The 25,992-nt window shown below is 64.7% G+C and carries 25 protein-coding genes and 1 tRNA gene; 13 read left to right on the forward strand and 13 right to left on the reverse strand.

The genetic code is table 11. The features are described 5' to 3' along the window. Positions 1–42: 42 nt before the first annotated feature. Positions 43–1,167, reverse strand: coding sequence for a Gfo/Idh/MocA family protein (locus tag NP511_RS03565; protein ID WP_049964441.1), 1,125 nt, complete (start codon positions 1,165–1,167; stop codon positions 43–45). Positions 1,168–1,444: 277 nt separating this feature from the next. On the opposite strand from NP511_RS03565, the gene NP511_RS03570 reads away from it, so the two are divergent. Beyond that, positions 1,445–2,140, forward strand: a complete 696-nt coding sequence (locus NP511_RS03570) for a ThuA domain-containing protein (RefSeq protein WP_049964442.1) — start codon at positions 1,445–1,447, stop codon at positions 2,138–2,140. A gap of 5 nt (positions 2,141–2,145) precedes the next feature. On the opposite strand, the gene NP511_RS03575 is transcribed toward NP511_RS03570, so the two are convergent. From NP511_RS03575 to NP511_RS03585, 3 genes are all read right to left on the reverse strand, one after another. After that, positions 2,146–3,438 carry a TIGR00341 family protein gene (locus tag NP511_RS03575; protein ID WP_049964443.1) on the reverse strand — a complete coding sequence of 431 codons (1,293 nt, stop codon included), beginning with the start codon at positions 3,436–3,438 and terminating at the stop codon, positions 2,146–2,148. A gap of 112 nt (positions 3,439–3,550) precedes the next feature. After that, positions 3,551–4,402, reverse strand: coding sequence for an eIF2B alpha/beta/delta subunit family protein (locus tag NP511_RS03580; protein ID WP_049964444.1), 852 nt, complete (start codon positions 4,400–4,402; stop codon positions 3,551–3,553). A 67-nt stretch (positions 4,403–4,469) separates the two neighbouring features. Next, positions 4,470–4,793 carry a DUF5783 family protein gene (locus tag NP511_RS03585; RefSeq protein WP_049964445.1) on the reverse strand — a complete coding sequence of 108 codons (324 nt, stop codon included), beginning with the start codon at positions 4,791–4,793 and terminating at the stop codon, positions 4,470–4,472. A gap of 93 nt (positions 4,794–4,886) precedes the next feature. On the opposite strand from NP511_RS03585, the gene NP511_RS03590 reads away from it, so the two are divergent. The 5 genes from NP511_RS03590 to NP511_RS03610 all read left to right on the forward strand — a co-directional run bounded on the left by NP511_RS03590 (position 4,887) and on the right by NP511_RS03610 (position 8,240). Beyond that, a complete protein-coding gene (locus NP511_RS03590) occupies positions 4,887–5,210 on the forward strand; it encodes a DUF7969 family protein (protein WP_049964446.1) in 324 nt (107 codons plus the stop codon). Between the two features lie 70 nt (positions 5,211–5,280). After that, positions 5,281–6,096: an AAC(3) family N-acetyltransferase gene (locus NP511_RS03595; RefSeq protein WP_049964447.1), complete on the forward strand. Its 816-nt coding sequence runs from the start codon at positions 5,281–5,283 to the stop codon at positions 6,094–6,096. A 112-nt stretch (positions 6,097–6,208) separates the two neighbouring features. Then, the gene (locus tag NP511_RS03600) at positions 6,209–7,285 is read left to right on the forward strand and encodes an Mrp/NBP35 family ATP-binding protein (RefSeq protein ID WP_049964448.1); all 1,077 of its coding nucleotides are present in this window, start codon (positions 6,209–6,211) and stop codon (positions 7,283–7,285) included. Beyond that, a complete protein-coding gene (locus tag NP511_RS03605; protein WP_049964449.1) occupies positions 7,282–7,530 on the forward strand; it encodes a DUF7976 family protein in 249 nt (82 codons plus the stop codon). The genes NP511_RS03600 and NP511_RS03605 overlap by 4 nt, the downstream gene beginning before the upstream one ends. Positions 7,531–7,637: 107 nt before the next feature. After that, complete coding sequence (locus tag NP511_RS03610) at positions 7,638–8,240, forward strand: uracil-DNA glycosylase (protein ID WP_049964450.1); 603 nt, start codon at positions 7,638–7,640, stop codon at positions 8,238–8,240. Positions 8,241–8,264: 24 nt separating this feature from the next. Here NP511_RS03610 and NP511_RS03615 read toward each other — a convergent pair whose 3' ends face one another. Continuing rightward, positions 8,265–8,483, reverse strand: coding sequence for a hypothetical protein (locus NP511_RS03615; RefSeq protein WP_049964451.1), 219 nt, complete (start codon positions 8,481–8,483; stop codon positions 8,265–8,267). 104 nt (positions 8,484–8,587) lie between these two features. On the opposite strand from NP511_RS03615, the gene NP511_RS03620 reads away from it, so the two are divergent. Then, positions 8,588–9,328: a hypothetical protein gene (locus tag NP511_RS03620; protein ID WP_049964452.1), complete on the forward strand. Its 741-nt coding sequence runs from the start codon at positions 8,588–8,590 to the stop codon at positions 9,326–9,328. Positions 9,329–9,369: 41 nt separating this feature from the next. Further along, positions 9,370–9,453: transfer RNA gene (locus tag NP511_RS03625), tRNA-Ser, on the forward strand. 179 nt (positions 9,454–9,632) lie between these two features. Here NP511_RS03625 and NP511_RS03630 read toward each other — a convergent pair. From NP511_RS03630 to glmS, 6 genes are all read right to left on the reverse strand, one after another. Continuing rightward, positions 9,633–10,277 (reverse strand): type I restriction enzyme HsdR N-terminal domain-containing protein, encoded by a 645-nt coding sequence (locus NP511_RS03630; RefSeq protein WP_049964453.1) that lies wholly within the window; start codon positions 10,275–10,277, stop codon positions 9,633–9,635. A gap of 287 nt (positions 10,278–10,564) precedes the next feature. Further along, positions 10,565–11,608 (reverse strand): L-malyl-CoA/beta-methylmalyl-CoA lyase, encoded by a 1,044-nt coding sequence (citE, locus tag NP511_RS03635; RefSeq protein WP_049964454.1) that lies wholly within the window; start codon positions 11,606–11,608, stop codon positions 10,565–10,567. A 54-nt stretch (positions 11,609–11,662) separates the two neighbouring features. After that, positions 11,663–12,724 (reverse strand): 2-methylfumaryl-CoA hydratase, encoded by a 1,062-nt coding sequence (mch, locus tag NP511_RS03640; RefSeq protein ID WP_049964455.1) that lies wholly within the window; start codon positions 12,722–12,724, stop codon positions 11,663–11,665. Beyond that, positions 12,717–13,994, reverse strand: a complete 1,278-nt coding sequence (locus tag NP511_RS03645; protein WP_049964456.1) for a methylaspartate ammonia-lyase — start codon at positions 13,992–13,994, stop codon at positions 12,717–12,719. The genes mch and NP511_RS03645 overlap by 8 nt, the downstream gene beginning before the upstream one ends. Further along, on the reverse strand, positions 13,995–15,440 hold the full coding sequence (locus NP511_RS03650) for a methylaspartate mutase subunit E (protein WP_006181785.1): 1,446 nt from the start codon (positions 15,438–15,440) through the stop codon (positions 13,995–13,997). Further along, entirely contained in the window at positions 15,441–15,896 is a 456-nt protein-coding gene (gene glmS, locus NP511_RS03655) for a methylaspartate mutase subunit S (RefSeq protein ID WP_006648954.1), read from the reverse strand. 163 nt (positions 15,897–16,059) lie between these two features. Between glmS and mct the strand changes: the two genes are divergently transcribed. Further along, positions 16,060–17,232, forward strand: coding sequence for a succinyl-CoA:mesaconate CoA-transferase (mct, locus tag NP511_RS03660; RefSeq protein ID WP_049964457.1), 1,173 nt, complete (start codon positions 16,060–16,062; stop codon positions 17,230–17,232). A gap of 229 nt (positions 17,233–17,461) precedes the next feature. Next, positions 17,462–21,769: an Eco57I restriction-modification methylase domain-containing protein gene (locus tag NP511_RS03665; RefSeq protein ID WP_049964458.1), complete on the forward strand. Its 4,308-nt coding sequence runs from the start codon at positions 17,462–17,464 to the stop codon at positions 21,767–21,769. 181 nt (positions 21,770–21,950) lie between these two features. On the opposite strand, the gene NP511_RS03670 is transcribed toward NP511_RS03665, so the two are convergent. Both NP511_RS03670 and NP511_RS03675 read right to left on the reverse strand, forming a co-directional pair. Further along, the gene (locus tag NP511_RS03670) at positions 21,951–22,121 is read right to left on the reverse strand and encodes a hypothetical protein (protein ID WP_211249080.1); all 171 of its coding nucleotides are present in this window, start codon (positions 22,119–22,121) and stop codon (positions 21,951–21,953) included. A gap of 227 nt (positions 22,122–22,348) precedes the next feature. Further along, positions 22,349–22,483 (reverse strand): hypothetical protein, encoded by a 135-nt coding sequence (locus NP511_RS03675; protein WP_257720301.1) that lies wholly within the window; start codon positions 22,481–22,483, stop codon positions 22,349–22,351. Between the two features lie 33 nt (positions 22,484–22,516). Between NP511_RS03675 and NP511_RS03680 the strand changes: the two genes are divergently transcribed. The 3 genes from NP511_RS03680 to NP511_RS03690 all read left to right on the forward strand — a co-directional run bounded on the left by NP511_RS03680 (position 22,517) and on the right by NP511_RS03690 (position 25,957). Continuing rightward, entirely contained in the window at positions 22,517–24,739 is a 2,223-nt protein-coding gene (locus NP511_RS03680; protein ID WP_084158218.1) for a PAS domain S-box protein, read from the forward strand. A gap of 48 nt (positions 24,740–24,787) precedes the next feature. Further along, positions 24,788–25,114, forward strand: a complete 327-nt coding sequence (locus NP511_RS03685; protein ID WP_006181792.1) for a DUF5785 family protein — start codon at positions 24,788–24,790, stop codon at positions 25,112–25,114. 72 nt (positions 25,115–25,186) lie between these two features. Next, positions 25,187–25,957, forward strand: a complete 771-nt coding sequence (locus NP511_RS03690) for a GTP cyclohydrolase III (RefSeq protein WP_006648960.1) — start codon at positions 25,187–25,189, stop codon at positions 25,955–25,957. The last annotated feature ends 35 nt before the right edge of the window (positions 25,958–25,992 follow it).

The following is a 25,992-nucleotide window of genomic DNA, read 5'->3' on the forward strand; positions in this document are numbered from 1 at the left end:
GATTCTACCCGCCGAAATCGGACCGCAGAACGATCGAACCGATCACTCCAGCCGCGTTGCCCGCTCGATCTCGGCGTCCGTCAGCGTCGACTCCGCAAGCGTCACCGACCGTCCGGACTCGCTCGAGCGATAGATGGCGTCGATGACCCGCTGGACGGTCAGGGCCTCCTCGACGGTGTTCGACTCCGGCGTCGTCCCCGACGAGACGGCATCGAGGAACTGTGCGTCCTGTTCGGCGTAGCCGGTCATCGCCGAATCGCCGGTCATGTCCACGTCGGTGTAGTGGTCGGCACCGGCGGTACCGGACTCGAGGATCCGCAGGTTCGTGTCGCCGATGTCGAACTGGGCGCCCGCCGCCGTGCCGCGGACTTTGAAGTCCATGCTCTCCTCGCGGTTGGTCGCCCACGCGGCCTCGAGCGAGATGGTTCGCCCGTCGTCGGTCCGGATGAAGGCGCTGACGGAGTCGTCGACCTCGTAGGTCTCGGCCTCGGCGTCCCAGTTGTCGCCGAAGCCCTCGGGGTCGGCGTACTCCTCGCTGGTCCCGAACGTGGTCCGGGTGACGCCGCTGACCTCGGCGATGTCGGGGAAATCGAGCGCGTAGAGCGCGAGATCGAGCGCGTGAACGCCGATGTCGAGAAGGGCACCGCCGCCGGCGAGTTCGGAATCGGTAAACCACGAGCCGGGACCGGGGACGCCGCGCCGGCGGACGTAGTCGGCCTCGACGTGGGTGAGATCGCCGAACCGACCGCGGGCGTGTTGTTCGTCGAACATGGCCATCGATGCGGCGTGGCGGTTGTGAAAGCCGACCATGCAGATCCCGTCCGCGCGGGCGGCCGCTTCGGCGATCCGTTCCGCGCTCTCGAGGGTGTGTGCGAGCGGTTTCTCGACGAGGACGTCGCAGTCGGCCTCGAGGGCCGCGACGGCGATGGGTTCGTGGAACCGGTTGGGCGTCGTCACGATGACGGCGTCGACCGCTTCGTCCTCGAGGAGGTCGTCGTGGGTCTCGTAGGTCCGTGCGCCGAACTCCTCGGCGAAGCGGTCGCGCTGCTCGGGGACGAGGTCCGCGCCGGCGACGACCTCAGCACCGAGGTCGCGGACGCTGCGCGCGTGGAGGGTCCCCATCCCGCCGAGACCGACGACGCCAACCCCGATTCCGCCGCCGATCATCGTCCAACCCCCGATCCCGTCGCATCGGCGAACGGCTCGCAGTGAGAAAGGTGCCGTTTCGATGTCGCTTGTGTTCGATCCCGTTCCATAGGCAGAAGCGGTCGGCGACCAAAATAAGGGTTATGACCGATTAATGCGTGTGAGCGTTTTGCACTTCGGGTTTTACTATATTATTTTTGCGTGAATTTCTCCATTCAGTGAATAAATGACATCATTCGGATGACCAGTCAGCGCACTGACCGAGCGTGCTAAGGACTCGAGCCCCGACCGCCCGGTCATGGTCGCAGTCACCGTCTGGAACGAGTACCGCCACGAACGGGAGGACAGCGACGCCGCGGCGGTCTACCCCAACGGCATCCACGAGACGATCGCCGAGGCCCTCGCCGCCGACCACGATGTCCGGACCGCGACGCTCGACGAACCCGACCACGGGCTCACCGCGGACGTCCTCGCGGCGACCGACGTCCTCCTGTGGTGGGGCCACGAGGCCCACGACGAGGTCGCGGACGGCGTCGCCGAGCGGGTCCGGGACCAGGTCCTCGAGGGGATGGGGTTCGTTCCGTTGCACTCGGCTCACTACTCGAAGCCGTTCACACGGCTCATGGGAACGTCCTGTCGCTTACAGTATCGCGAGGACGGCGAAACGGAGCGGCTCTGGGTCGTCGATCCCGGCCACCCGATCGCCGACGGCCTCGCGGAATCGATCGCCCTCCCCGAGACGGAGATGTACGGCGAGCCGTTCGACGTCCCCGAACCCGACCGGCTGGTGTTCGTCAGCTGGTTCGCGGGCGGGGAGGTGTTTCGCAGCGGCTGCTGTTACCGGCGAGGAAACGGCCGGATCTTCTACTTCCGGCCGGGCCACGAGACGTATCCGATCTACGAGAACGAGGCGGTTCAGCGCGTCCTACGCAACGCCGTCGCATGGGCGGCCCCGACCGAAGGCTCGCCGCGGACGTTCGGGGAGCGCGAGTAGGCCCCTCAGCCGCTTCGCTGCGTATCGACCAGTTCAACGACGACCTCGAGATCGACGCCGACCGCCGCCTCCAGCCGGTCGCGGACGTCGTCGGCGAAATCGCCCGGGAGCCGCTCACCCGGTGGTCGTTCGACGAGAACGGTGATGACGGGCCGATCGCCGGTGTAGACGTCGATGAGTTCGTAGTCGACGTCGCTCTCACGGAAGAACAGGCCAGTCCCGTCCGTCTGCCCCTCGTCGCTCATCGCCTCGAGTTCGGTCTTCGCATCGTGTTCGACGGCGGCAGTGCGGTACGTCCCGTACGTGACGCCGCCGAGGACGACGGAGAGAACGACGATCGCCACGAGGAGGACGACGATTCGGGAGCGAAGGCGACCGTAGACGCGCTCGATGTCCGCGGCCCGGTGCGGTCGGTAGCCGGACGCCCACAGCAGCAACAGCGCCGTGAGGTTGATCGAGAGCATGTTCACGAGAACGAGCGTTCCGGCGGTGACGACGACTTCCGGGTTCCCCCAGGCGATTCCGAGCCCCGCGGTGGCGGCGGGGGGAACGAGCGCGACGGCGATCGCAACGCCGACGAGGACCGAGCCGACGTTCCGAGTGAGGCTGACGACGGCGGCCACGCCCGAGCCCAGCGCGAGAAACAACGCGAGAACGTTCGGCGTGATCCGCTCGTGGATCTGGGGCACCGTCGTAATGTCGAGTCCCGGCGGAAGCAACACCGTCCCCCTGAGTGCCCACCCGATCAGCGCCGCCGTCGCGATCGCGACGACCAGCCCGGCCCCCTGCAGGACGACGCCGCGCGTCGCGAGCGACTCGTCGTCGACGATCACGCCGACGCTCGCCGCGAGTGCGGGCCCCATCAGCGGGGCGACGACCATTGCGCCGATGATCGTCGCCGCCGAGTCCAGCAACAGTCCCGCCGTCGCGATCGCCGTACTCACGACGAGCAGGCTGAAGTACGTCGACGCCGCGGGCGCGAGGTCGGCCGCTCGTGCCCGGAGTTCTTCCCGGGAGATCCGCGTCCCGGAAGCCGACCCGGAGACGGCGTCGGTTCGACTCGAGACGATCACCTCGGCCGCCGTGACGACCGTGTACGACCGTTCGTCGAGGCCCGCGTCTCGGAGATCGGACAGCAGCGGTTCGACACCTGACGGCGAAAGCGGAATCGAGACGACGGCCTCGAACTCGCCGCGGTCCGTATCCCGGGAGACGCTGTAATCGACACCGGCTTCGTCCGCCGTCTCGAGGACGAGATCCAACTCGCCCTGCGGCACGAAGACCTGTATGAGACGCATACGGGGTGTATGACAAGGAAAGACATAGGCTATTGTCACACCGTGACGACTACCAGCTGTACCGACGGTTCTGGCGGGAGTAGTACCGGGGGCGAGGCGACGTGGTCCGGACTCAGAACTGCTGGCGGCCCTCGTCGGTGACGACGCTCTCGAGCAGGTCCACCGGAGTGGCATCGTAGGCGGGGTTCTCGACGGCGAACCCGTCGGCTGGTTCGGCCATTACCTCGCTGCCGGGCCGGTGTTCGTTCTCGAAGACGAACCCCTCGGCGACGATCTTCGAGGACGCCCCGAGGACGGTGACCGGCACGTCGAGTCGGTCGGCCGTCGACGCGAGCGGGAAGGTCCCGACCCGGTTATACAGCGTCTCGTCGACGATACAGTCCATGCCGACGACGACCCGGTCACACTCCTCGAGGTAGATCCCATGTGCGCCGTCGGTGATCAGCGTCGCGTCGACGCCGTCCATGGCGGCCAGTTCCCGCGCGGTCTTGCGTCCGAGATACCGCGGTCGGGCCTCGGTGACGTACACCTCGAAGGTCTTGCCCGCGTCGGTCGCTTGCTCGAGGGCCGCCTGAACCGTCGAGGAGTAGTCGTGGACCAAAAGCGTCGCGCCGTCTTCGAGGACGTCGACGGCGTTTTCGGCGGCCAGTTGCTTGCCGGACTCGATCCGCGAGACGACCGCGTCGATCCGCTCGTTGGTGAGGCGCTGGGCCGCCGCGACGTCGTCCGGGTCGGCGTCGGTCACGGCGTCGACGACGTCCCGAACGGCGTTTTGCAGGGAGGCGTGGGAGGGGTTTGCCCCCCGCAGCACGGAGCCGTTGCGCTCGAGGGCGCGGACGTACTCCTCGACGGTGGCGAACTCGCGCTCGGTCAACTCTGCTAGGGCCTGGGCGGCACGGACCGCAACCACCGAGGAACTGTGGGTCTGCATCTCCCGGATCTCCTCGGCCGTCTCGTCGATCATACCTACACGGTTTTCCGTGAGCGGGAAAGGTGTTCCGGGTACTCTCAGTTGGATGCTCGCCCCGCCGTCACTCGGTCTCGTCGAACTCGAACTGATTCCGCAGCTCGGCTTCGATCCGATCGACGAGCGTCTCGAGGACGACGTCGAACTGCTCGTGGTCGGCGGCCGGCCCGACTCGCTCCCGCGGGTTCTCCGGGAGTTCGACGCGGAACTCACCGTTCCCTTCGTAGAACGGCTCGCTCTCGCTCAACACCTGTCGGTCGATCGCTTTGAGGATCGTCGAGTCGTACCGGCCGTGAAGCTGCTGGTAGGCCTCGGAGTAGGCCGCCTCGAGTTCCTCGAAGTAGTAGACGTACTTTTCCTCGAACTTCTCGGGGTCGAACTCGGTCATAGCAGAGCATCGGAGCGCGAGCGGGGAAACCGTTCGGAACCGATATCGGCCACCGGCGAACGGTATAGGTTGCCTCAGCCCCTAGCCCGCCCCATGACCGTCACCGTCCGCTACACCTGTCCCCACTGCAACGCCATGGTCAGCCTCGAGCGGCCGCCGGATCTGGCCGACCGGTCGGTCACCAAAGTCCGCCAGCCGGGCTGGGAGTACGCGAGCCCGGACGATCCCGACCGCGAATCGGCCGACGGGATCGAGTTCGTCTGCGGCGAGGACGGCCCCGTCACCGACCTCGAGGGCGAGCCGGTCGCGGGCTGTGGCCGCCCGTTCTATCTGAACTTCGTCCGCTACGAGCAGGGGGTCGAACTCGAGCCGGAGCCGCCGACCTACGGCGGGCCGCGGTTCGACTTCATGCGGTGACCGCGTCGAACGGCGCGCCCGAGGGCCGTCCCGCCACGAAACTTATGTCGCGACCCGATCACGTCGATCCATGAGCGATCCGCTTCCCGAAGCGCGATCGTCGGAGCCGATTACGGTCGAGTCGCTGACGACGGATCTACGCGATCTCGGCGTGACGGCGGGGGAGACGGTGCTGGTCCACGGCTCGCTGTCCGCCCTGGGGTGGGTCTGTGGCGGCGCCCCCGCCGTAGTCGACGCCCTCCAGCGCGTGATCGGCGAAGACGGTACCCTCGTGATGCCGACGCACTCGCCCGGCAACAGGGACCCCACGAACATGGGACACCCGCCGGTGCCCGACGCCTGGTACGAGACGATCCGCGAGGAAATGCCGCCGTACCGACCCGCCGTGACGCCGACCCAGGGGATGGGCGCTATCGCCGAATGCTTCCGCTCGTATCCCGGCGTCCGCCGGAGCGCCCACCCACAACACTCCTTCGCCGCGTGGGGGGCCGACGCCGAGTTCGTTACTGAGGAACACCCGTACGACGACTCGCTCGGCGAATCGTCGCCGCTCGCCCGGCTCTACGAACTCGAGGGGCGGATCCTGTTTCTGGGCACTACTCACGCGACGAACACCTCGCTGCATCTCGCCGAGTATCGCGCCGACATCGACCTCGAGCAGACGAGCCACGCCAGCGCAGTGGTCGTCGACGGCGAACGCGAGTGGATCGAGTGGGCGGACCTCGATATCGACGACGGCGACTTCCCGGACTGCGGCGAGGCCTTCGAACGTGCCCACCCGGACGCGTTCGAAACCGGCGAGGTGGGTGTTGGCGACGCAAAACTGCTCGAGCAGCGTCCACTCGTCGACTTCGCCGTCGACTGGTTTGAGGCGATGCGAGAGTAAGCGACCCGTTCGCGATCCACCGCTCCACGTCGCCGTCGCTCCCTCGAGCCCGGCGGCGACGGCCGCTTCCGGTGAACACAACCCTTTTCGACCGTCGGACGAACCTACCGACATGGACGAAGCCGCCGTTCGCGACCGCCTCCGGACGGTCGAGGATCCGGAACTCGGCGACGATATCGTGTCGCTCGGACTGGTCAACGACATCACGGTCGACGGCGACGAGGTCGCGATCGATCTCGCACTCGGCGCTCCCTACTCCCCGAGCGAGAGCGACATCGCCGCCGAGGTACGCGAGGTCCTGACCGCCGAGGGCCTCGAGCCGGACCTGACCGCCAGCGTCCCGGACCGCGACGACCTCACGAGCGAGGATCAGGTGCTGCCGAACGTCAAGAACGTCATCGCCGTCGCCTCCGGGAAAGGTGGCGTCGGCAAGTCGACCGTCGCGGTCAACCTCGCGGCCGGACTCTCGCAACTCGGCGCTCGAGTCGGCCTCTTCGACGCCGACGTCTACGGGCCGAACGTGCCGCGGATGGTCGACGCCGACGAGCCGCCGATGGCCACCGAGGACGAGACGCTCGTCCCGCCCGAGAAGTACGGCGTGAAGCTGATGAGCATGGCATTCCTGACCGGCGAGGACGACCCCGTCATCTGGCGCGGTCCGATGGTCCACAAGGTCATCACCCAACTCACGGAAGACGTCGAGTGGGGCCATCTCGACTACCTCGTCGTCGACCTCCCGCCGGGGACCGGCGACACCCAACTGACGATGCTCCAGACCATGCCCGTCACCGGCGCGGTCATCGTCACGACGCCCCAGGACGTCGCGCTGGACGACGCCCGCAAGGGCCTCGAGATGTTCGCCAAACACGACACCGTCGTGTTGGGGATCGCCGAGAACATGTCGACGTTCGCCTGTCCCGATTGTGGCGGCGAACACGATATCTTCGGCTCCGGCGGCGGCGAGGACTTCGCCGAGGAACACGAACTGCCGTTCCTCGGTTCGATCCCGCTCGATCCGGCCGTCCGCGAGGGCGGCGACGGCGGCAAGCCGACGGTGCTGAAAGACGACGACGCGACCAGCGACGCCGTCCGGACCATCACCGAGAACGTCGCCAACAACACCGGGATCGTCCACCGACAGGCGATCTCCCAGAGCCGGCGCAACGAGGCCGCCTCCCCCGACCGATGACCGATGGCAGTGAGGCGGACGGCGCCGGGGCTGACGAGTTCGAGCCCGATCCCGAACGCGTAGACCGGCTGCGGGAGATCGCCGACGACGTCCGCGGCGAGACCAGCGAGAGCAAACAGCTCGCGAACATCCTCTACCGGACCAGCGACCTCTACGACGAGGACGAAGAGACCTCGCCCGAGGAGATCGTCCGCAACGTCAAGTTCATTCTCGAGGTCAACGAGCGCGGCGGCCTCGGCCGCTGAGCGGACAGCGGCGATCGCGGCCGATCGCTCGGCGCGGCGCTTTTGTCGATCCGCCTCGAGGGGCCACTGTGGACGCGAATCAACGGTCTCGAGCGAACCCCTACGGCATGGACGAGGACTGCCGGAACTGTCCGGCGCTCTGTGAGACGCGCGAGCGGGTCGTCCACGGCTACGGCGACGTGGCTGCGGACTTCCTGTTCGTCGGCGAGCGGCCGACCGCACGGGCCGACGAAACGGGCGTCCCCTTCGCCGGCGCGGGCGGCAGCGACGGCGACGGTGGGCTCCGACGGATGCTCGAGCGACTCGGCCTCTGTGCCGTCGCCTCGCCGGCCGACGCGCCCGCCCTCGAGAACGTCTACGTGACGCATCTCACGCGCTGTCGCGACCCCGACCGCCGACCGACCGACGCGGAGATCGACACCTGCGAGCCGTATCTCAGCGCCGAGATCCGGATGATAAACCCCGAGATCCTGATTCCGGTCGGCGAGCGCACGCTCTCGGAACTCGGCCGCGAGTACACCACGACGCCCGCGGCGGACCTCGGGTTCCCGGACGCTCACGCGCGGCGGATCCGGGGTCGGGGCTTCGAACTCGTCCCGATGATCGAGCCCCGCGAGCAGACCGCCGAGCAGACCCAGAACTGGCTCGAGGCGTTCGTCGAGCTGATGGCGTCTGACTATCGGCAGACGAAGGGGCGACAGGAACGGTAAGGAAGCGGCGATGATCGAACGGCGCTACCAGTAGGGGTTCTCGCGCCAGCGGCCCGAGCCGACCCCCGAGGCGATCAGCGCGGCGACGGCGACGGCGGCGACGGCGAGGACGCCCATCGACGGCGCGAGGTACTCGCCGGGCGAGTCGAGCAGATAGCCGGTTGTGAACCCGTACAGGCCGAAGACCGCCAGCGCGGCGATGACGGCCGTCGCGACCAGTCCAGCGATCGAACGTTCGTCCATACCGACTCGCACGCACTCCCCCACTATAATTCGTGGTCTTTCGACGCCGGTACCCACCCTCGGGAAGCGCCGCGTTCAAGGACCGCGACCGCGGAGTACCGGCCATGATCGTCGTCGTTCCGGTCGACCCGCCGCGGGACGGACTCGTCCTGTCCGCGCTCGCCGACCAGTCGCCGCTGACCGACTCCGAGGCCACGTCCCTCTACGAAGCCGCCGTCGCCGACATCTGCCGGGCCGTCGCCTCGAGCGGGGGCGACCTCCTGGTCAATTACCGTGACGCCGGGACCCTCCCCGAAACCCACGCCGACGGCGACCCCGAGGCCGAGGTCCGGGCGCTGGTCGTCGAGGCCCTCGGCGAGGACGCCGCGGTCCGGTTCGAGCGACAGGTCGGCTCGAGCCGTTCGGCTCGCGTGGGCAACACGGTCACTCACCTGCTCGAGCAGGAGGGGGCCCAGAGCGTCGGCGTCCTCGAACCGACGGCACCGCTGGTCAACCGGACGGAAATCGACGGCGCGGCGATGTCGCTGCGCCGGGACGACGTCGTCCTTGGCCCCTCGACCGGCGGCAGCGTCTACTTCGCGGGCTTTTCCGAGCCGATCGACTTCACCGACGCCCACACGCCGCCCGAACTGTCGACGCTGGCTCGACGAGGGGCCGACGCCGGCCTCGGCGTCGGGTTCGCACCGATGCTGCCGACGATCCGGACGCCGGCCGGACTCCGTGAGACCATCGCCGGCCTCGAGGCACGACGCGCGGCCGGTCGGCCGAGTGCGGAGGCGACCGCGGCGCTCGTGGGCAAACTGGGGCTTCGGGTCGGCGAGGACGGCGGACTCGAGCGCGCGTAGACCGACAACCCTTTTTGAGCGTGTGCGGAAGCGATAGGTGAGGTGGGGTGGCAGAGCGGCCCAACGCGCCTGCCTTGAGAGCAGGTGGCTGTCAAGCCTCATGGGTTCAAATCCCATCCCCACCGCTTTTGCGACGCGTTCGCGAGTAATGCGAGCGAACGCCCGTGAGAACTCCGTTCTCAAGATGAACGGACGTGAGGAGCAAAGCGTCAAGATGGATTTGAATCAGCGAGTGAAACGGCCGCGCTCGGGTGTTGGTTTCGCCATCTCAGGCTTCGTTCGGCGAGCGCATCGGTACATCGACTCAGGAGCGCGGTTCCTTCTCAAATTCCCGCTTCAAATACCGAGCGAGGTGTTCGGCAAACAGTTCGACGCCGGCTTCCGAGAAATCGATGTGTAGGTCTTCGGGTATCGAATCGACGACCTCTTTCGCCGTCTTTTCCGCGACTGGTTTGATGTTTTGTTCCTGAATACTCCAGTATCCCAGGAACAGAACGATGGCACTCGCTTCCGTTTCGGTCGCTGCCTCCAACTCGAAGTCGAGTATCTTCTTCGGTCCAGTTGGATCGTTCTGGTAGAGTTGCAACTGCAGCCCGTTCGTTAGCACGCCGAACTTAGCACCGGTGTCGTCGATGTATCCGTTCAGCTGATCGAGATGGTTCTCTAACGTTCGCTCTGGTCCTTTGAACTCGTATACGACCGTCTTCGTGTCTCGGATCGTATTCCCCTTTCCGGACGTGATGTAGTCGACGTAGCCACTCGGAACCGCGTATTCGCTCCGGAGGTCCGTCCCGACCCGCTCGTACCCTAACAGTTGGAAGTATCCCTCGTTGAGAAAGACCATTTGCACTTCGTCCTCCGAAAAATCCCGCGAGACGATCGCACCGATATCGTTCAACACGTCGGTAAATTCGGAGGTTTCGAGCAAGAATTCGGGGTCGGTCTCCATAACGCGTCTATTCTAGTACTCGAGAAGAGCGTTTCGAAAGAAAGGCCGTCCCGTGGTCCACTCTCGAGGCAGTCCTCGAGATACTATAGTAGCCACTGAAACGATTTACACACTGATCGCGACGCAGTCGTGCGATCAGGTGTGCAATGACTTTCAGTGGCTACTATAGCGGAGTCATAGCCCACCCGGATCTCCGTACGGACGCTTCGTCCGGTTGCTCGAGAACAGACGCGGCGAAGAAATCAGAGACGGTCGGGTCGCGACGCAGTACCGCCGGACTCGAGGTCCTATTCGTAGGACAGCTCGAGATCGAGCGTGCGCTCGAGGAGGTCCTCGTCGTAGTACTCCTCGGTCTGGCCGGGGCGCATCTCGTGGATCGCGCGGACCTGCTGGACCGTGTTACGGAAGTTCTTGAACGTGGCCTCGTCGACCATCTGGCCGTCGAGGGTGACCGCACCGGTCCCCTCGGCCTTGGCCGCGTTGAAGCGCTCGATCTTGCTCACGTCGCGCTCGAGTTCCTCGGGCGTGGGCATGTGGACGGTGTTTGCCTGCAGGGTCTGTTTGGGATAGAGCGACCAGGAGCCGTCGAGCCCGAGCCGGGCCTCGTGTTCGACCTGATCCGCGTAGTCGTCGGCGTTGTAGAACGTCAGGCCGGCCCGTTCCTTGAACAGGTCGTCGAAGGGGCCGCCGATCGAGACGAGGCCGGCGGCGCTGGCCTCGTTCGAGAGCGCCTCGAGCAGGCCGTCCCAGCGGGGCATGCCGTCGCCGAGGTCGCGGCCGCCGAGTTCGGCGGCGTAGTCGACGGGACCGAAGACCAGTCCAGTGAGCCGGGAGTCCTCGCCGAACTTGGCGATCTCACGCAGATCCGAGCGGGCGCGGCCGGTCTCGATGATGATCGAGAGGCCGATGGAGCCGTCCTCGTAGCCGTACTCGGACTCGGCCTCGGCGACGACCTCGGCGGCGCGCTCGACGTCCTCGAGGCGGCCGACCTTGGGGACGACGACGCCGTCGATCTCGTCGCCGATCTCGGCGACGAGCTGGTCGATCTGGTCGCGGCCCTTCTCGCGGTACTCCGCGTCCTCGTAGCTCCACTCGACGCGGGGCCAGATCTCGCCGGGGAAGTCGTACTCGGGAACCTTCTCGATGGTGTTCTCGAGCCCCTCGGCTTTCATGTTCGGCGCGGTGCCGTCCTCCATGTCGGGGACGAGCCAGTCGGGTGCCTGGAAGCCCTCGGCCTCGAGCGCGGAGACGAGGTACTTCGCGGAGTCGTCTTTTGGAACGGCGGCCGGTGCAGTCTGGAACGTACGGCAGAGTCGGATGTCGTCAGTCATGTGTTCGTATCTGAGTTCGTGATTGTCCGCGGTCGTTTGTGATAATCGATCGTGTTAGTTAGAACGCTTTCGGATCTCGGCCGTCCGCGTCCCCGAGTAGACGGGTTCGTCGTTCTGGTTGAACGCGATGTGCTGGAACCGGACGGTGCCGGCCGCGTCGCTCGAGGCGTCGTCCTCGGCCTCGAGGACGCGCGTGAAGGCGTAGACGGTGTCACCGACGGCGACGAACGTGTGGAAGGATTCGTCGTCGAAGCCGACCTCGCGCCACGTTTGCTCGTCCGAGCGAGCATGGCCCAGCGCGGTCGACCGGGTCACGTCGCCGTAGGTGACGATGTTGCCCGACGGCGAGTCGGACATGACGTCGACGTTGTGATGCTGTTTGGCAGTGTTGAGCGTCGACAGCGGCAGCGAGGCGACGGTCACGTCGTCCTGCGTGCGACCGCGCTCGTGGCGATAGGCGACGGCGGCGTTCTCGTCGTCGGCGTCCTCGAGGGCCGCGACGAAGTCCTCGAAGTAGCCCCCTTCGGGTGCGATGAACTCGTCGGGGAGTGTGGGTTCGTCCTCGCCTTCGGCGGCCGCAGCGCCGCTCCCGTCCGTGGCCATCGGCTCGCGGCGCGGAATCATGTTCGTCCGCTCGTAGGAACAGAGAACGTCACCGGTCTCGGCGTCCGTACCGCGGGTGCGCCAGGAGACGATGCCGTACTCCGGTCGGGAACTCGAGGTCGCCGTGTTGACGACCTCGCTCTCGACGTGGAGTTCGGTGCCCGTGTAGACGGGTGCCTCGGGGAATCGAACGTCGGTCCGCCCGAGGAAGTAGCCGCCCTTCTCACTGAGGTCCTCGACGGTGATCCCCAGCGTCGCGGCGGTCAGATAGTCCGGGTGGACCGGCGGTTCGTCGAAACCACGCGCTGCGGCGGCGTCGCTGCGCCAGTAGGCGGGGTCGTGGTTCAGGGTCTGGCTCATCCACTGTTCGTTGCCGAACTGGGTGAGCGTGAGGCCGGGGTCGTGTTCGATGATATCGCCCTCCTCGAAGTCCTCGAAGCAGTTGCCCTTCTCCTTGGTCTCGACTTCCTCGAGCGCCTGTGCGAACGTGTCCGGATCTGTCCAGTCAGTCATCTGCAGTCACCTCGTCAGTGTCGGTCGCTAACTGTTCGCGTTCCCGGCGGGCGATCGTCCGTCGCATCTCGTTTTCGACGATCATGTAGCCCTCGTCGAAGCCCATGCCGGGCTTTGCCAGCACCTGTGCGGCGTTGGTCGCGAGCGCGACGTGGGCGCAGGCTCGCGCCGAGGTTTCGGTCTCGTTGCAGGTCCCACCGAGGTAGGCGCGGGTATCGGTTCCCTCGCAGTAGCGGACCGCCTGCCCGCTGCGGTGGATACCCCCGAGGTCGGGGGTCTTGACCTGCACGAGGTCGGCGGCCCCCGAATCGACGAACGCCTGCACGTCCTCGAAGGTGTTACACCACTCGTCGGCGACGATGTCGACGTCGACGCCGGCATCTTTCAGTCCCTCGCGGAGTTCGACCATCGCGTCGATCTGGTCGGCACGGTTGCCGACGTCCATCGGCCCCTCGATCTGGATCGGGTAGGGCGCGGCGGCTGCCTCGAGGTCGGCGAAGTAGTCGACGACCTCGTCGCGGTCGTAGGGCGCGCCGAAGATCTCGCCGATCATGCCGTAGACGTCAATGTGGAAGCGGGGGTCGTAGCCCTCCGGGCCGAGTTCCTGGGAGCGTTCGACCAGCCACTCGACGTACTCGAGCAGCACTTCGCCGTCCTCGCCGATCTTCTCGACGCTGTTGATCAGGGCGTGGGGCAGGACGGGGACGCCCTTGACGAACATCTTCTCGGTGTTGTTGTACCGGTCGTCACCGGACTGGCCGAAGACCGGCACCGGCTCCGTGGCGGGCTCGGTGCCCAGTGCGTCGGCCATCACGTCCGTCTTTGTCTTCCCCGTGGCCGACCCCGCGGCGGCGAGTAAGGCCTGCGAGACGCCGTAGCGGATCGCGGTGTGGAGCCGGTCACCGTCGACCTCCAACTGCTCGAGGGACTCGGCGTTGTCGAGGAAGTCGGTGGCGTCCCGGCCCTCGAGTGCGTCGGCGACGGGGCCCTCGATGACGGGGGCGTACTCTTCGGCTTTGAACAGCGGGTCGCGCCCGCCGGCACCGGAGTACTGGACCGCGGCGCAGTCGCCCCGGACAACGGTCCCGTCGGCGAGTTCGATGTCGACGATGATCGACTCGCCGGCCTGGCGAATCTCGTCGAAGCCGTCGGTAACGGGCTCGCCCTCGTAGGTGAACCCGTCGTGTTCGGCACCTTGCTTGATCGCGCGCTGATCGTCGAAGAAGAACCCGGAGTAGCCGGGCGTGGCGTGGATTCCTGTAATCTCCATTTAGACGTCACCCTGTGGCTGTGACTGCGGTCGGCCGATGAGCTTTCCGTCGCTGATCGCGTCGACGTCGTCCGCGACCATGCGGAACGACTGATCGCGGCCCTCGGTGTCGGCACGTCGGGAGAGTCGGGCCTTGTGAATCTCCTTGATGTCCTCGTCCATCTCGAGGTCGGCCCACTCGAAGATGCGGACGCGACCGTCATCGTCGCGTGCGGGGAGGACGGCTCCTTTCGCGCTGTCGCTGGGTGCGAACGGCACGTCGAGTGCGCCCGAGTCGAAGGCCTTGAGCGTCCCCTGAACGACGTCGCCGTCGCCGTGTTCGAAGATGGTGTCCATCAGACAGCGGGTCTCGCGCTCGATGAGGTCCTGTTCCTCCTCGATGCCATCGATGTCGATTTTCTGCTCGATGGCCATGTCGATGACCTGCCGCGTGGTGCGCAGGCCGGCCGAGTTGGCCTCCTTGGTCGGGACGCCCTGGAACTCCTGTGGGGACTTGGTGATGACCTTGTCGGGCTGGGCGATGGCGGCGGTCATGCCGCCGAGGCTGATCACGCCGTTGGCGCGGGCCTCGTCCGGCGGGAAGCCGCCCATCCACTCGTGGAAGACCGTCGTGACGACGACCTCGTCGGGCAGATACTCGTTGCCCAGCTTCTTCAAGGCGTTCAGGGCGGCAACGTCTTGCACGACGTTACCGACCTGCCCGTAGCCGAGGGTGATCGAGCGCACGCCCTGCGTGGCGGCGAGTTTCCCCTCGACCAGCATGACTGCGATCGCGATCGACGGCGGGACCAAGGTACCGGTAAGGGGGCCGAACGGCTCGCGGTTGATCCGCACGCCCCGTTCGGTGTAGGCTCCCGCGAGTCGATCGACGAACTGCCACTTCTCGATGGTCTCCTCGAGCCCGTGGCGCTTCGTGTACGGAATGTTGTAGGAAATCGGGCCGCCCTCGAAGCTCTGGAAGCCGCCGGCGAAGGTGATCGCCGCCAGCAGGCGGGCGTCGGGCGTCCCGTGGCGCACCTCGATCGGCGCGTCGACCGCGTCGATCAGCTGTCGACAGCCGTCGACGCCGTGATTGACGGCGGGGAACCCGTTGAGCGTGTCGTCGCCCGTCTCGAGGGCCTTGTCCAGCCCCTGCTGGGCCTTCTCGTACTCGTTGTCCCGGGTGTAGGAGTCGATCGTGGTCGGTAGGAGATCCGCCTGTCCCTCCTCGTGGAGGTATCGCAGGAGTTCGATCTGATCGTCGAGCCGGGGGACGCCGGCTCGTGGCTGCAGAAGTGGCTTGTCGGCCGACTCGAGGACGTCGGCGAATCGCTTGTGGTCGGGCAGCGATTCGTGGTACTCGATGGCCTCCTCGAAGTCGACGTCTTCGCCCGTCGGCCAGTTAGATCGAATTTCCTCGTCGATACGCCGTAGCTCGTCGGACGGAATACGTTCGTCTCGTATCATCTAGGAACTAATAGTAGCGCGTTCCGACTCCGTCGGTGTGATCTGGAGGTCTTCGCGCAGCGCGGCAATCGCGTCCTCGGGATCGGTTTCCGAATCGAAGACGCGGTCGAAACCGAGTTCGCGGAAGGTCCGACGGGTTTCCTCGAACTCGTCTTGCCCGACGGCGAGGTTGCCGCCGATGTAGGTGACCGCGTCGACGCCCGCGTCCTCGAGAACGCCTTGGAATCCCTGACAGTCCTGCTCGGCGTGTCCGTAGAGCGAGGAGACGAGTACAGCGCTGGCGTCGTGGGCTTTAGCGGCCTCGGCGAACTCCTCCTGGGAGGTCTGGACACCGAGGTTCACGACATCGAAGCCGGCTGCGCTGAAGGCTTGCTCTAGGATTGTGATGCCAACGACGTGGGCATCGGAGCCGATCACGCCGAGGACGACCGTTTGGGACATCGTACTCGGACTCATGAGCGACCGGTGTATAAACCTAATGATCTTCCATGATAATACTCCTTAAAGATCCTAAGACCGTCCCAATGGGTGATGCTCACTCAGCCCTCGGTACCTGCCACCAACTACATAATCGATGGTAAGGGTTTTGGTACTGGTTTGGAAAGGGGGGCGTACAGACATGGGCGCACTCTCGAACCTTCGCGTGCTGGATCTGACCCAGGTGCTTGCCGGGCCGTACTGCACGATGTTGCTCGCGGACATGGGCGCGGACGTGGTCAAGATCGAGCGGCCGGGCGGGGACATGATCCGGTCGAACCCGCCGTTCGTCGACGACCCCGACGAGGAAGCCTACGGGGGCTACTTCCAGAGCGTCAACCGCGGCAAGAAGAGCATCGAGCTGAACTTAGGCGACGAGGAGGACCGCGCGGACTTCCTCTCGCTGGTCGAGGAGGCAGACATCGTCGTCGAGAACTACCGCTCCGGGACGATGGAGAAGTACGATCTGGGCTACGAGACCCTCACGGAGTACAACGAAGATATCATCTACTCCTCGATTCGGGGCTTCGGCGACCCGCGGACCGGCGAAACCCACCGCCAGGGCCAGCCCTCCTTCGACCTCATCGCGCAGGCGCTTGGCGGCGTCATGGAAACCACCGGCCAGCCCGACGGCCCGCCGACCAAGACCGGCCCCGGCGTCGGCGACCTCTTCACCGCGACGCTGAACTGCATCGGGATTCTCGCCGCCGTGAACCACCGCGAACAGACCGGCGAGGGCCAGTACGTCGACACCGCGATGTACGACTCGATGCTCAGCTTCACCGAGCGCGCCATCTACCAGCAGTCCTACACCGGCGAGGCCCCCACCCGACGGGGCAACTCCCATCCCACGCTCTTTCCCTACAACGCCTTCGAGACCGACGACGGCTACGCCGTCATCGCCGCGTTCAACAACAACCACTGGGCCGAACTCTGTGACATCATGGGTCGCGAGGACTTGGCCGAGGAGTACCCCACGACCGCCGAACGCCTCGAGAGCCGCGATCACCTCCGCGGCGAGATCTCGGAGTGGGCACTCGAGCAGACCAACGACGAACTCGTCGGCCAGCTCGAGGGCCGGGTCCCGGCCGCGCCCGTCCAGACCACCGAGGAGATCTTCGAAGACGACCACGTCCACGCACGCGACATGCTCGTGCCCGTCGAACAGCCCGGAGCCGACACCGACGTCGAGATCGCGGGCAACCCGATCAAGATGAGCGAGACCGAGCCCACGCCCCGCGGGCGCGCGCCGCTGCTGGACGAACACCGCGAAGAAGTGCTGGGCGAGCAGGCAGAAGAGACGGCCGACGACTGAGGCCGCACACCGATCGATCCGTTTCTGACGTAGTCGGATACGTCGCTACTACTCGCATTCCGTCGGGCTGCGTGTTCGTCAGCCGTTTCCCATGGTCATCGCTTCCGTCCAGTTCTGGGTGTACACCCCCTCGAGTTCGTCCGCGTCTGACTCGCCGTTCGCGACCGGTGGCGCTCGAGCGACTCCAGCGACCGGAGCTTTCTTCAGGTGACAATTCAAGGGGACAGCCATGAGTCAGGCGACGCTGTCGGACCGCCCGTACGCGAACTCGAATCTCTTCTCCGGCTACTATCTCGACGAGCGGATCGAAGACCGCGAGGAGTGGGACTGCGACGCCGCCGCGAGCGAGGCCCTCGAGGAACTGCAGGACCTGTACGATCTCGAGTCTGGACTGGTCGACGGCTACAAGGAAGATCCGTTGATCGACAATTGGATCGACGAGGTGCTGGAGATTCTGGGGTTCGGAACGAACGTCGAGACGACGCTGCCCGAGGGCGGGGGCTACGTCGACGTGTTGCTGTTCGAGGACACTCAGGCCCGCCGTGACGCCGCGGAAGTCTATCTCAGCACCGAGGACACGACCGACCTGTTCGACCGCGGCGTGGGGCTGGTCGAGGCCAAGCAGTGGGACGCCGACTTCACGACTCGCTTCAGCGATCAACGGCCGTATCGCAACGCTTCCCACCAGATCAAACACTACCTCGAGCGGACGCCCGAGCGGATCCAGTGGGGGGTCCTGACCAACGGTCGCAAGTGGCGACTCTACGGGACGAAGGATTACGAGACCCAGACCTACTACGAGATCGATCTGCCGGAACTGCTCGAGCGCGGCGACCTCGAGGCGTTCAAGTACTTTTACCTGTTCTTCCGGCCGGAAGCGTTTCGCGAGTCCGGGGGGACGACCTTCCTCGATTCGGTCCGGTCCGAAAGCGAGACGGTCGCCCAGGAACTCGGGGAGGACCTGCAGGACAACGTCTTCACCGCGTTGCGAGTGTTGGGTCGGGGCTTCGCCGAGACGAACGACCTTGCCATCGAGCCCGGGGACGACGACGGGCTCGCGGAACTGAAAGAGCAGTCGCTGGTGTTGCTGTATCGGTTGATGTTCGTCCTCTATGCCGAATCGCGCGGGCTGATCCACCCCGAGGGCGGGGACGCGGTCGCGGAGTACGAGGAGAACTTCAGTCTGGACGAACTGCGCCTCGAGATCCACGAGGAGATCGGCGAGGTCGACGAGGGCTTTGCCGACGCCTACAGCGACCACTCGACGACGATGTGGAGCCGCCTCGAGGACCTGTTCCGGCTGATCGACGAGGGTGAGGAATCGCTGGGGATTCCGCCGTACAACGGCGGGCTGTTCAACCGGGACAAACACGAGTTCCTGGCCGACCACGAGGTCAGCAACCGCTATCTCGCGGAGGTCATCTACCGGATTTCGACGACGGAGAACGACGAGGGACGGTACGTGTTGGCCGACTACGCCGACCTCGACACGCGGCATCTGGGCAGCGTCTACGAGGGGCTGCTCGAGCATCAGTTCCGGATCGCGGCCGAGGACTACGCCGCGGTCGCGGCAGACGGCGGGCAGGTCTGGAAACCCGCCACGGAGGTATCGGTGGCGGAGGCGGTCGAAACCGTCGACGAGGGCGGACTCTACGTCGTCAACGACGAGGGCGAGCGCAAGGCCACGGGGGCCTACTACACGCCGGACTACGTGGTGACCTACATCGTCGAGGAGACGGTCGGCCCGCTGGTCGAGGAGATCAAAGACGACCTCGAGTCACAGGGCTTCGAGCCCGGTACTCACGAGTATCTGGGGGCGTTCTACCGGCGGGTGACGGACCTGAAGCTGCTGGATCCGGCGATGGGCAGCGGCCACTTCCTCACGCGGGCGACGGAGTACCTGGCCCAGCAGGTCATGGAGGAGGTGCGCGAACTCGAGGAGGCGACGGCCTTCGACGAGCAGCGGGTGCGCCGGGACGTGGCCAAGGAGTGTATCTACGGCGTCGACTTAAACGGGATGGCCGTCGAACTCGCGAAGCTCTCGATGTGGCTCGAGACCCTCGCTGCGGACCAACCGCTTGCCTTCCTCGATCACCACCTCAAGGCGGGCAACTCGCTGGTCGGCTCGGACGTGACCGAGGTCCTCTCGAGCGAGCACGCCGACGACGACGGGCAGTTGACGCTGCAGCAGGCGCTGGCCCGCGTTCGCCAGGACACGCTGGAACACGTCATGGAGCGCATGCAGGAGTTGCTCGAGATCGACAACGAGTCGCTCGAGGACGTCAAGTCGATGGAGGAGATCTACGACGAGGTGCGGGGCGACGCGTTCTACCAGCGGCTGTTCGAGGTGGCGAACGTCCACACCGCCGAGCAGTTCGATCTGGACGTGCCCGAGGGGGCCTACGAGCGGCTGGCGCGGGCGATCGACGACGACGAGGCGTGGGCCGAGATGCGCGAGGAGCCGTGGTTCCAGACGGCGCAGTCGATGAGCAGCGACGAGGCCTTTTTCCACTGGGAGCTGGAGTACCCTGAGGTGTTCTTCGACGATGATGGGGAGAAGCGTGAGGGGGCAGGATTTGACGCCGTAATTGGGAACCCACCATACGTGAAAATACAGGAACTACGACAAACCGTCCCCGAGCAAGCGAATTATCTCACTAACTCGTATCAGTCTGCAACCGGGAATTTCGATCTCTACGTATGCTTTACCGAAAAAGGACATCAGTTGCTAAGTGATAGTAGCAACCTCGGTTATATCGAACCTCACAAATTCTTCCAAGGGAATTTCGGGGAAGGTCTGAGGGAATATCTCTCGGAACATAACGCACTCAAGAAGATCGTCTCATTCGGGGATTCACAGGTGTTCGAAGCAGCTACGATCTACACATGTTTGCTGTTCCTCTCGAAATCACCTCAAGAAGAGTTCGAATATACGGAAGTTGATACTGAAGTACTGGAAGGCTCCGAGAATATTGAACTAAACACGATCAGAGCAGACTACGGTGCTGACTCGTGGGCATTCAACTCCGCAAGGGTCGCTAGTGTCCTCGAAACAGTCGCTGACGCAGGCCCAGAGCTACAAGAAGTCAGTGAAAAAGTGTTTCAGGGCATTGCTACCAGTGCAGATGCCGTCTACATTTTGGAACCAGTAAGTGAGCCGGATGATGGTGAGATTACTGTTAAGAATCAAGAAACTAATGAGACACACACGCTGGAAACAGGACTTCTCAAACCGATGCTCAAAGGGAACGACTCCGACCGTTATCGCCGGGTCGATCCCCGTTTGAAAGTTATCTTCCCATATGAGATTTCCGAGGACAACTCCGAAGCGGAGTTCGTCTCGAAACAACGGCTAGAACAGAAGTATCCGAAAACATACGAGTATCTTTGCAGCCACGAAGAAACACTACGTCAAAGAGAAAGCGGAAAGATGGACCATGACCAGTGGTGGGATTACGTCTATCCGAAGAATCTACTGGACTACGAAAGAGAATACATAATCACGCCACGACTCGGTAATCAGCCGGAATTTACGCTAAAGCCAGGCAGCATATATCATAACACAGACATAGAGGGGATCCCGCTTGAGGAAAACTGTAGCTTGGATCCGAAATACGTCCTCGCGTTATTGAATAGTAACATCTTCTGGTTTTTCATGGTTAATACAGGATCAACCTTTAGAGGAGGATACTACACGTTTCGAAGTGAATATCTCTATCCTTTCTCAATCGCGAGAGGAAATAAAGACATCAATATTGACGAATCGATCCCTAACGAAATCGAAGAGTCATACATCGAGTATTTAGAGGGAGTGATAGACCGCGAGCAAATCGTTCAAACACTGTTTTCCGAGGAGGCTGAATTTGATGTTCAGCATGAGTGGCTTTGCCATCTATCTGAGAAAATCATGTCTCATAATGACATCCTAGATTCATTAACGCTAGATCCACTTGAGTATCTCGCGAACTATTCGGAAGGTCCTTCACTTGATAACGCTGGCTTCTACCAACCACCGAAGACCGCACCGACTGACTCGATTCTCTACGAGACTGCGGAAGAACGTGATAATCTCCGTATTGGTTGTGTTGAGATTCGACGGCCAAGCCATGATACCGTTGTTGTTACCGCTACTGCTCGCTACAAGCCAGACAATGAATCGGACTATGAAACTGACCGATGGGGCTACACTGAAACCGATCCTATCGAAGCATTCCGTCTAACTGATCTCGGCGAGCTTGAGGCCGATCTCATCGAAGTGTTTGTCCCTGTTGCCGTAGAAGAAGCCAACGGTTTTGCGAACTTCCGAGAGACTGCAACAAAAACCAATTCTCCTGTAGACCGGCTGAAAGCGCTTACTCTTCCTGAGATAGACAGTGTAGACACCGAATTGGGGCACTATCTCGAGACGAAAGAACGTGCCGAGGAACTCGAGGCAAAGATCGAAAAGACCGACGAGCTGATCGACGAGATCGTCTACGAACTGTACGGGCTGACCGACGAGGAAATCGAGATCGTCGAGGAGGCCGTCGGCGAATAGCTCCTGTCAGTACCCAGTAGCACCGCTCGAGGCGAGGGCCATCCGAAAAATCGAGACTCGAGCCCCGCTTACGGACCGACCGGCCGACCGACGATGCCGACGGAGAGGTGGTGTGTCGAATGGTGGATTCGCCCGCGACGGCCGACCGGCCGGCTGACCGCCGAGGCTCGAGCCGACCCGGCTACTCGAAGCCTACGAACGTCGCCGGCGGCACCGAACAGCCACAGGGCTGGAGGGTACTCGAGTCGGGGCCGGTGACGACCGACACCGTCACCGGCTCGCCACAGCGGGGACAGTCCGGCAGCGACCAGTCGTTGTCCGACTCCCGGTCGCTCGAGCGGTCCCTAGCCATCGCGATCACCGCGTGCGGCGCGCAGCGTCGAGACTCGTCGCGTCGGGCGATTTGTGCGTCGTGCGGGACGTTTATATCCCGGAAGTAGTAACGTAATCATGGCAACCGAATCCCAGTGGGGGATTTGGAAGCCAGTCTCGGGTGCTATGACACCCGGGGCATTTCGATGCGCCCCCTGTTTCGGAGCCTGACTTCCAGTTAGTACGTTTAGCTGTTCGGACTTATATCTACTGTTGGCGCGGTGGAAGAGAGGTCGCTCGAGCGATCCCGAGCGGCGCGTCCCGGCGGGCCTCGAGCGTCGCCGTTTCCGGACGCCGGGTGGCGACCTCGAGGCGGCCCGTCGCGATCGAGCGGCCAGCCACAATCTATATCCGCGTCGTCGCGAGAGAGGGGGCATGAGCATTCGGGACGGGCCCCGCTCTGGGGGCGTCTCGATGGACGAGATCCGCGTCCTCTGCGTGGACGACGACCCGCAGTGGGCCGTGAAGATCGCCGAGTTGCTGGACCGACGCGACGTCGCCATCGACACGCTCAGTGCCACCAGCGCCAGCGAGGCCCTCGAGTACCTTGTCGACCGCGAGATCGACTGTATCGTCTCCGAATACGACCTGCCCGACGCCGACGGGCTGGCGCTGCTCGAGGATGCCCGCTCGGAAGTCGACTCGATCCCCTTTCTGCTGGTTACGGGCTCGGGCTCGGAAGCGATCGCGAGCGAGGCGATTTCGGCCGGCGTCACCGACTACGTGCGGAAGGCCGACGACCCGGAGCGGGACGCAGCCCTCGCCGACGCGGTCGTCGACGCCGTCGAGGCGGCCCAGCGCCGCCGGGAACGCGAGCGACAACTCCACGCCGTCGAAACCGCACAGGAAGGGGTCAGCATCCTCGACTCGAGCGGCCGATTCGTCTACGTAAACCGGGCCTACGCCGACCTCTATGGCTACGAGCCGGCGGAGCTGATCGGCGAACACTGGGAACTGATTTACCCGGACGACGAGGTCGCGACCGCCCACGAGGAGATCATCCCGACGGTGATGGCCGAGGGCGAGTGGTATGGGGAAACGACCGGGCTCCGGGCCGACGGCACCACCTTCGTCGAGGCCCACTCGCTGTCGACGACGGGCAACGGCGATCTCATCTGTACGGTTCGGGACATCACGGACCGCAAGGAACGCGAACGCGATCTCGAGCGCTACGAGACGATCATCGAGGCGCTTGGCGATCCGGTCTACACGGTCGGCGACGACGGACGCTACACCTACGTCAACGACGCCTACGCCGAGATGACCGGCTACGAGAAAGACGAGATCGTCGGCGAGCCGATCTCGTTCCTGCTCGACGACGAGTCCGTCGAGCGCGGGGAAGCGACCGTCGGCTCGCTGCTGTCCGCCGATACCGAGGGCCGCCAGTGTACCTACGAGATCACCATCGAGACGAGCGACGGCGAGCGGATTCGGTGTGAGGACAACGTCTCGCTGTTGCCCCTCGCGGACGGCGCGTACCGCGGCGTCGCCGGCGTCGTCCGCGATATCACCGCCCGCACCGAGCGCAAACGCGAACTCGAGGAGTACGAGACGATCCTCGAGACGATCCCGGACGAGGCCTATCAACTCGACGCCGAGGGCTACATCACGAAGGTCGTCCCGCCGAGCAACGGCGAGGTGACGACGACCGGCTACCGACCCGAGGAACTGGTTGGGGAACACGTCTCGCTGATCATGGACGAAGACGACATCGCCACCGCCGAAGCGGAGATCAGGGCCCTGCTGGCCGATCCGGACCGCAATCACGCCTCCTTCGAGATGGAGACGGTCACGAGAGACGGCAGGCGACGCCCCAACGAGAACCACATCTCGATCCTGCCCTCCGACGAGGACGGCCGCTTTCAGGGGACCGTCGGCGTCCTGCGGGACATCAGCGACCGCAAGGAACGCGAGCGCGAGCTAAAGGCCCAGAACGAGCGCCTCGAGCGTTTCGCCAGCATCGTCTCCCACGACCTCCGGAACCCCCTAAACGTCGCGCAGGGCCGCCTCGAGCAGGCCCGCCGGACCTGCGACTGTGACGAGACCCACCTCGAGGAGGTCGCGTGGGCCCACGACCGGATGGGCGTGTTGATCGAGAACATCCTGACGATCGCGCGCGATCGGGATCCACAGCCCGACCCGGAGCCGATCGATCTCGCGGCGATCGTCGACGACTGCTGGGATCACGTCGACACCGGGACGGCCGCGTTGCGGGTCGACACCGACGCCGTCGTTCGGGCCGATCGGGCGCGGCTCAAGCAGTTGCTCGAGAACCTGCTTCGCAACGCCGTGGATCACAGCGACGTCGGCCCCGCGGGCCCCGACGGCGACGGGGACCGCTCCGGCGTCACGATCACGGTCGGCGACCTCGCGGGCGGGGACGGCTTCTACGTCGCGGACGACGGCCCGGGAATCCCGCCCGACGAACGCGAGCGGGTCTTCGAGAGCGGCTACTCGAGCGACGGGGACGGGACCGGCCTCGGGCTCGCGATCGTCGAGCGGATCGCGGCGGCCCACGGCTGGACGGCGACGGCGACCGAGAGCGCGGCCGGCGGCGCACGGTTCGAGCTGGCCGATGTCGACTCGGTCGGCCGGTGACGGCGACGAGGAGAAATCCTTTTGCGGGACCCCTACACACGTCGAGGTATGAGCAACGATTGGCCAGTCGATCCCGACGGCGAGGAGGGCAGCGAGGGGATGCGCAAGTTCGACATGCGGATCATCGCGGACAAGGTCGACGAGGAGGAGGACTTCCCGATGGTGCGCGACGAGTTCGTCGAGGAGTACGGCGACTATCCCGTCCGAATCAACCACGAGACGGTCGTCGCGCTCAGCGACATCTTCGAGTACGTCGAACCCGCGGAGTTCGAGACGATGGTCGACATGCACAAGGCCGTCGGCGCGGCGATGCGCGAGGGCGGTTTCTGGAAGTACCACCCACACGGCAAGGACCCGGAGAAGGTCCACGCCTGATCGGGCGCCCGTACCATCACGAATCTGGATTACGTATCACTTATACGACGGCGTTCGAAAGGAACGTTCACAGTGACTAACACGCAGGTAACGCTCGTTCAGATCGACAACTACGGCCCCTGGACCGTGACCCCGGAGCCCCGCCGGGAAGCGGACCTCCAGACCATGCAATCCCGACTGTACGCCGACATCTCCCAGTTCGTCGGCAACCGCGACGGCTACACCTTCTTCACCCGGTTCGACAACATCATCGCCGTCACGAACGGCTGCTCGATGGAGGACCACGCGCTCCTCCAGGAGTCGGTCGGCAACCGATACCCCGTGACGCTCAGTCTCGGCGTCGCGACCGGCCGCAGTCCCGTCCAGGCGCTGTCGGACGCGACCGAACGCCTGCAAGACGCCGGCAGCGCACAGGACGAGGACCGCCGGGAGTGTCTCGAGGGACGGGCCATCGACGAGGAGTTCCGGGCCGACGAGGACGTCCAGATCGCCCACTTCGACGTGATCAACGCGACCGGCAACTACACGGACGAACTCAACGCCTTCGACACCTTCATCGAGATCGAGCAGGGCTATGCGGAACTCATGCGCCACATGCGCCACGCCCACGACAGCCTCTCCTTCTTCGTCGGCGGCGACAACGTCATCGTCGTCTGCCCCGATCTCGGGACCGCCGACTACGAGGAGGCGGTCACACACGTCGCGGACGCCGTCGGCGTCGAGATGCAGGTCGGCGTCGGTCGCGGGAAGAGCGCCCACGAGGCCGGCTACGACGCCAAACACGCCCTCGAGACCTGTCGGGCCGACGGGACGCGGGTCGAACTCGAGTGGGAGAACGCCTGAGTTCGGGAGTTAGAGAACTTCGCTCCCGATTTTCT

Origin of the sequence: Natrinema thermotolerans, from assembly GCF_031165565.1 — an archaeon.
Classification (GTDB): Archaea; Halobacteriota; Halobacteria; order Halobacteriales; family Natrialbaceae; genus Natrinema; species Natrinema thermotolerans.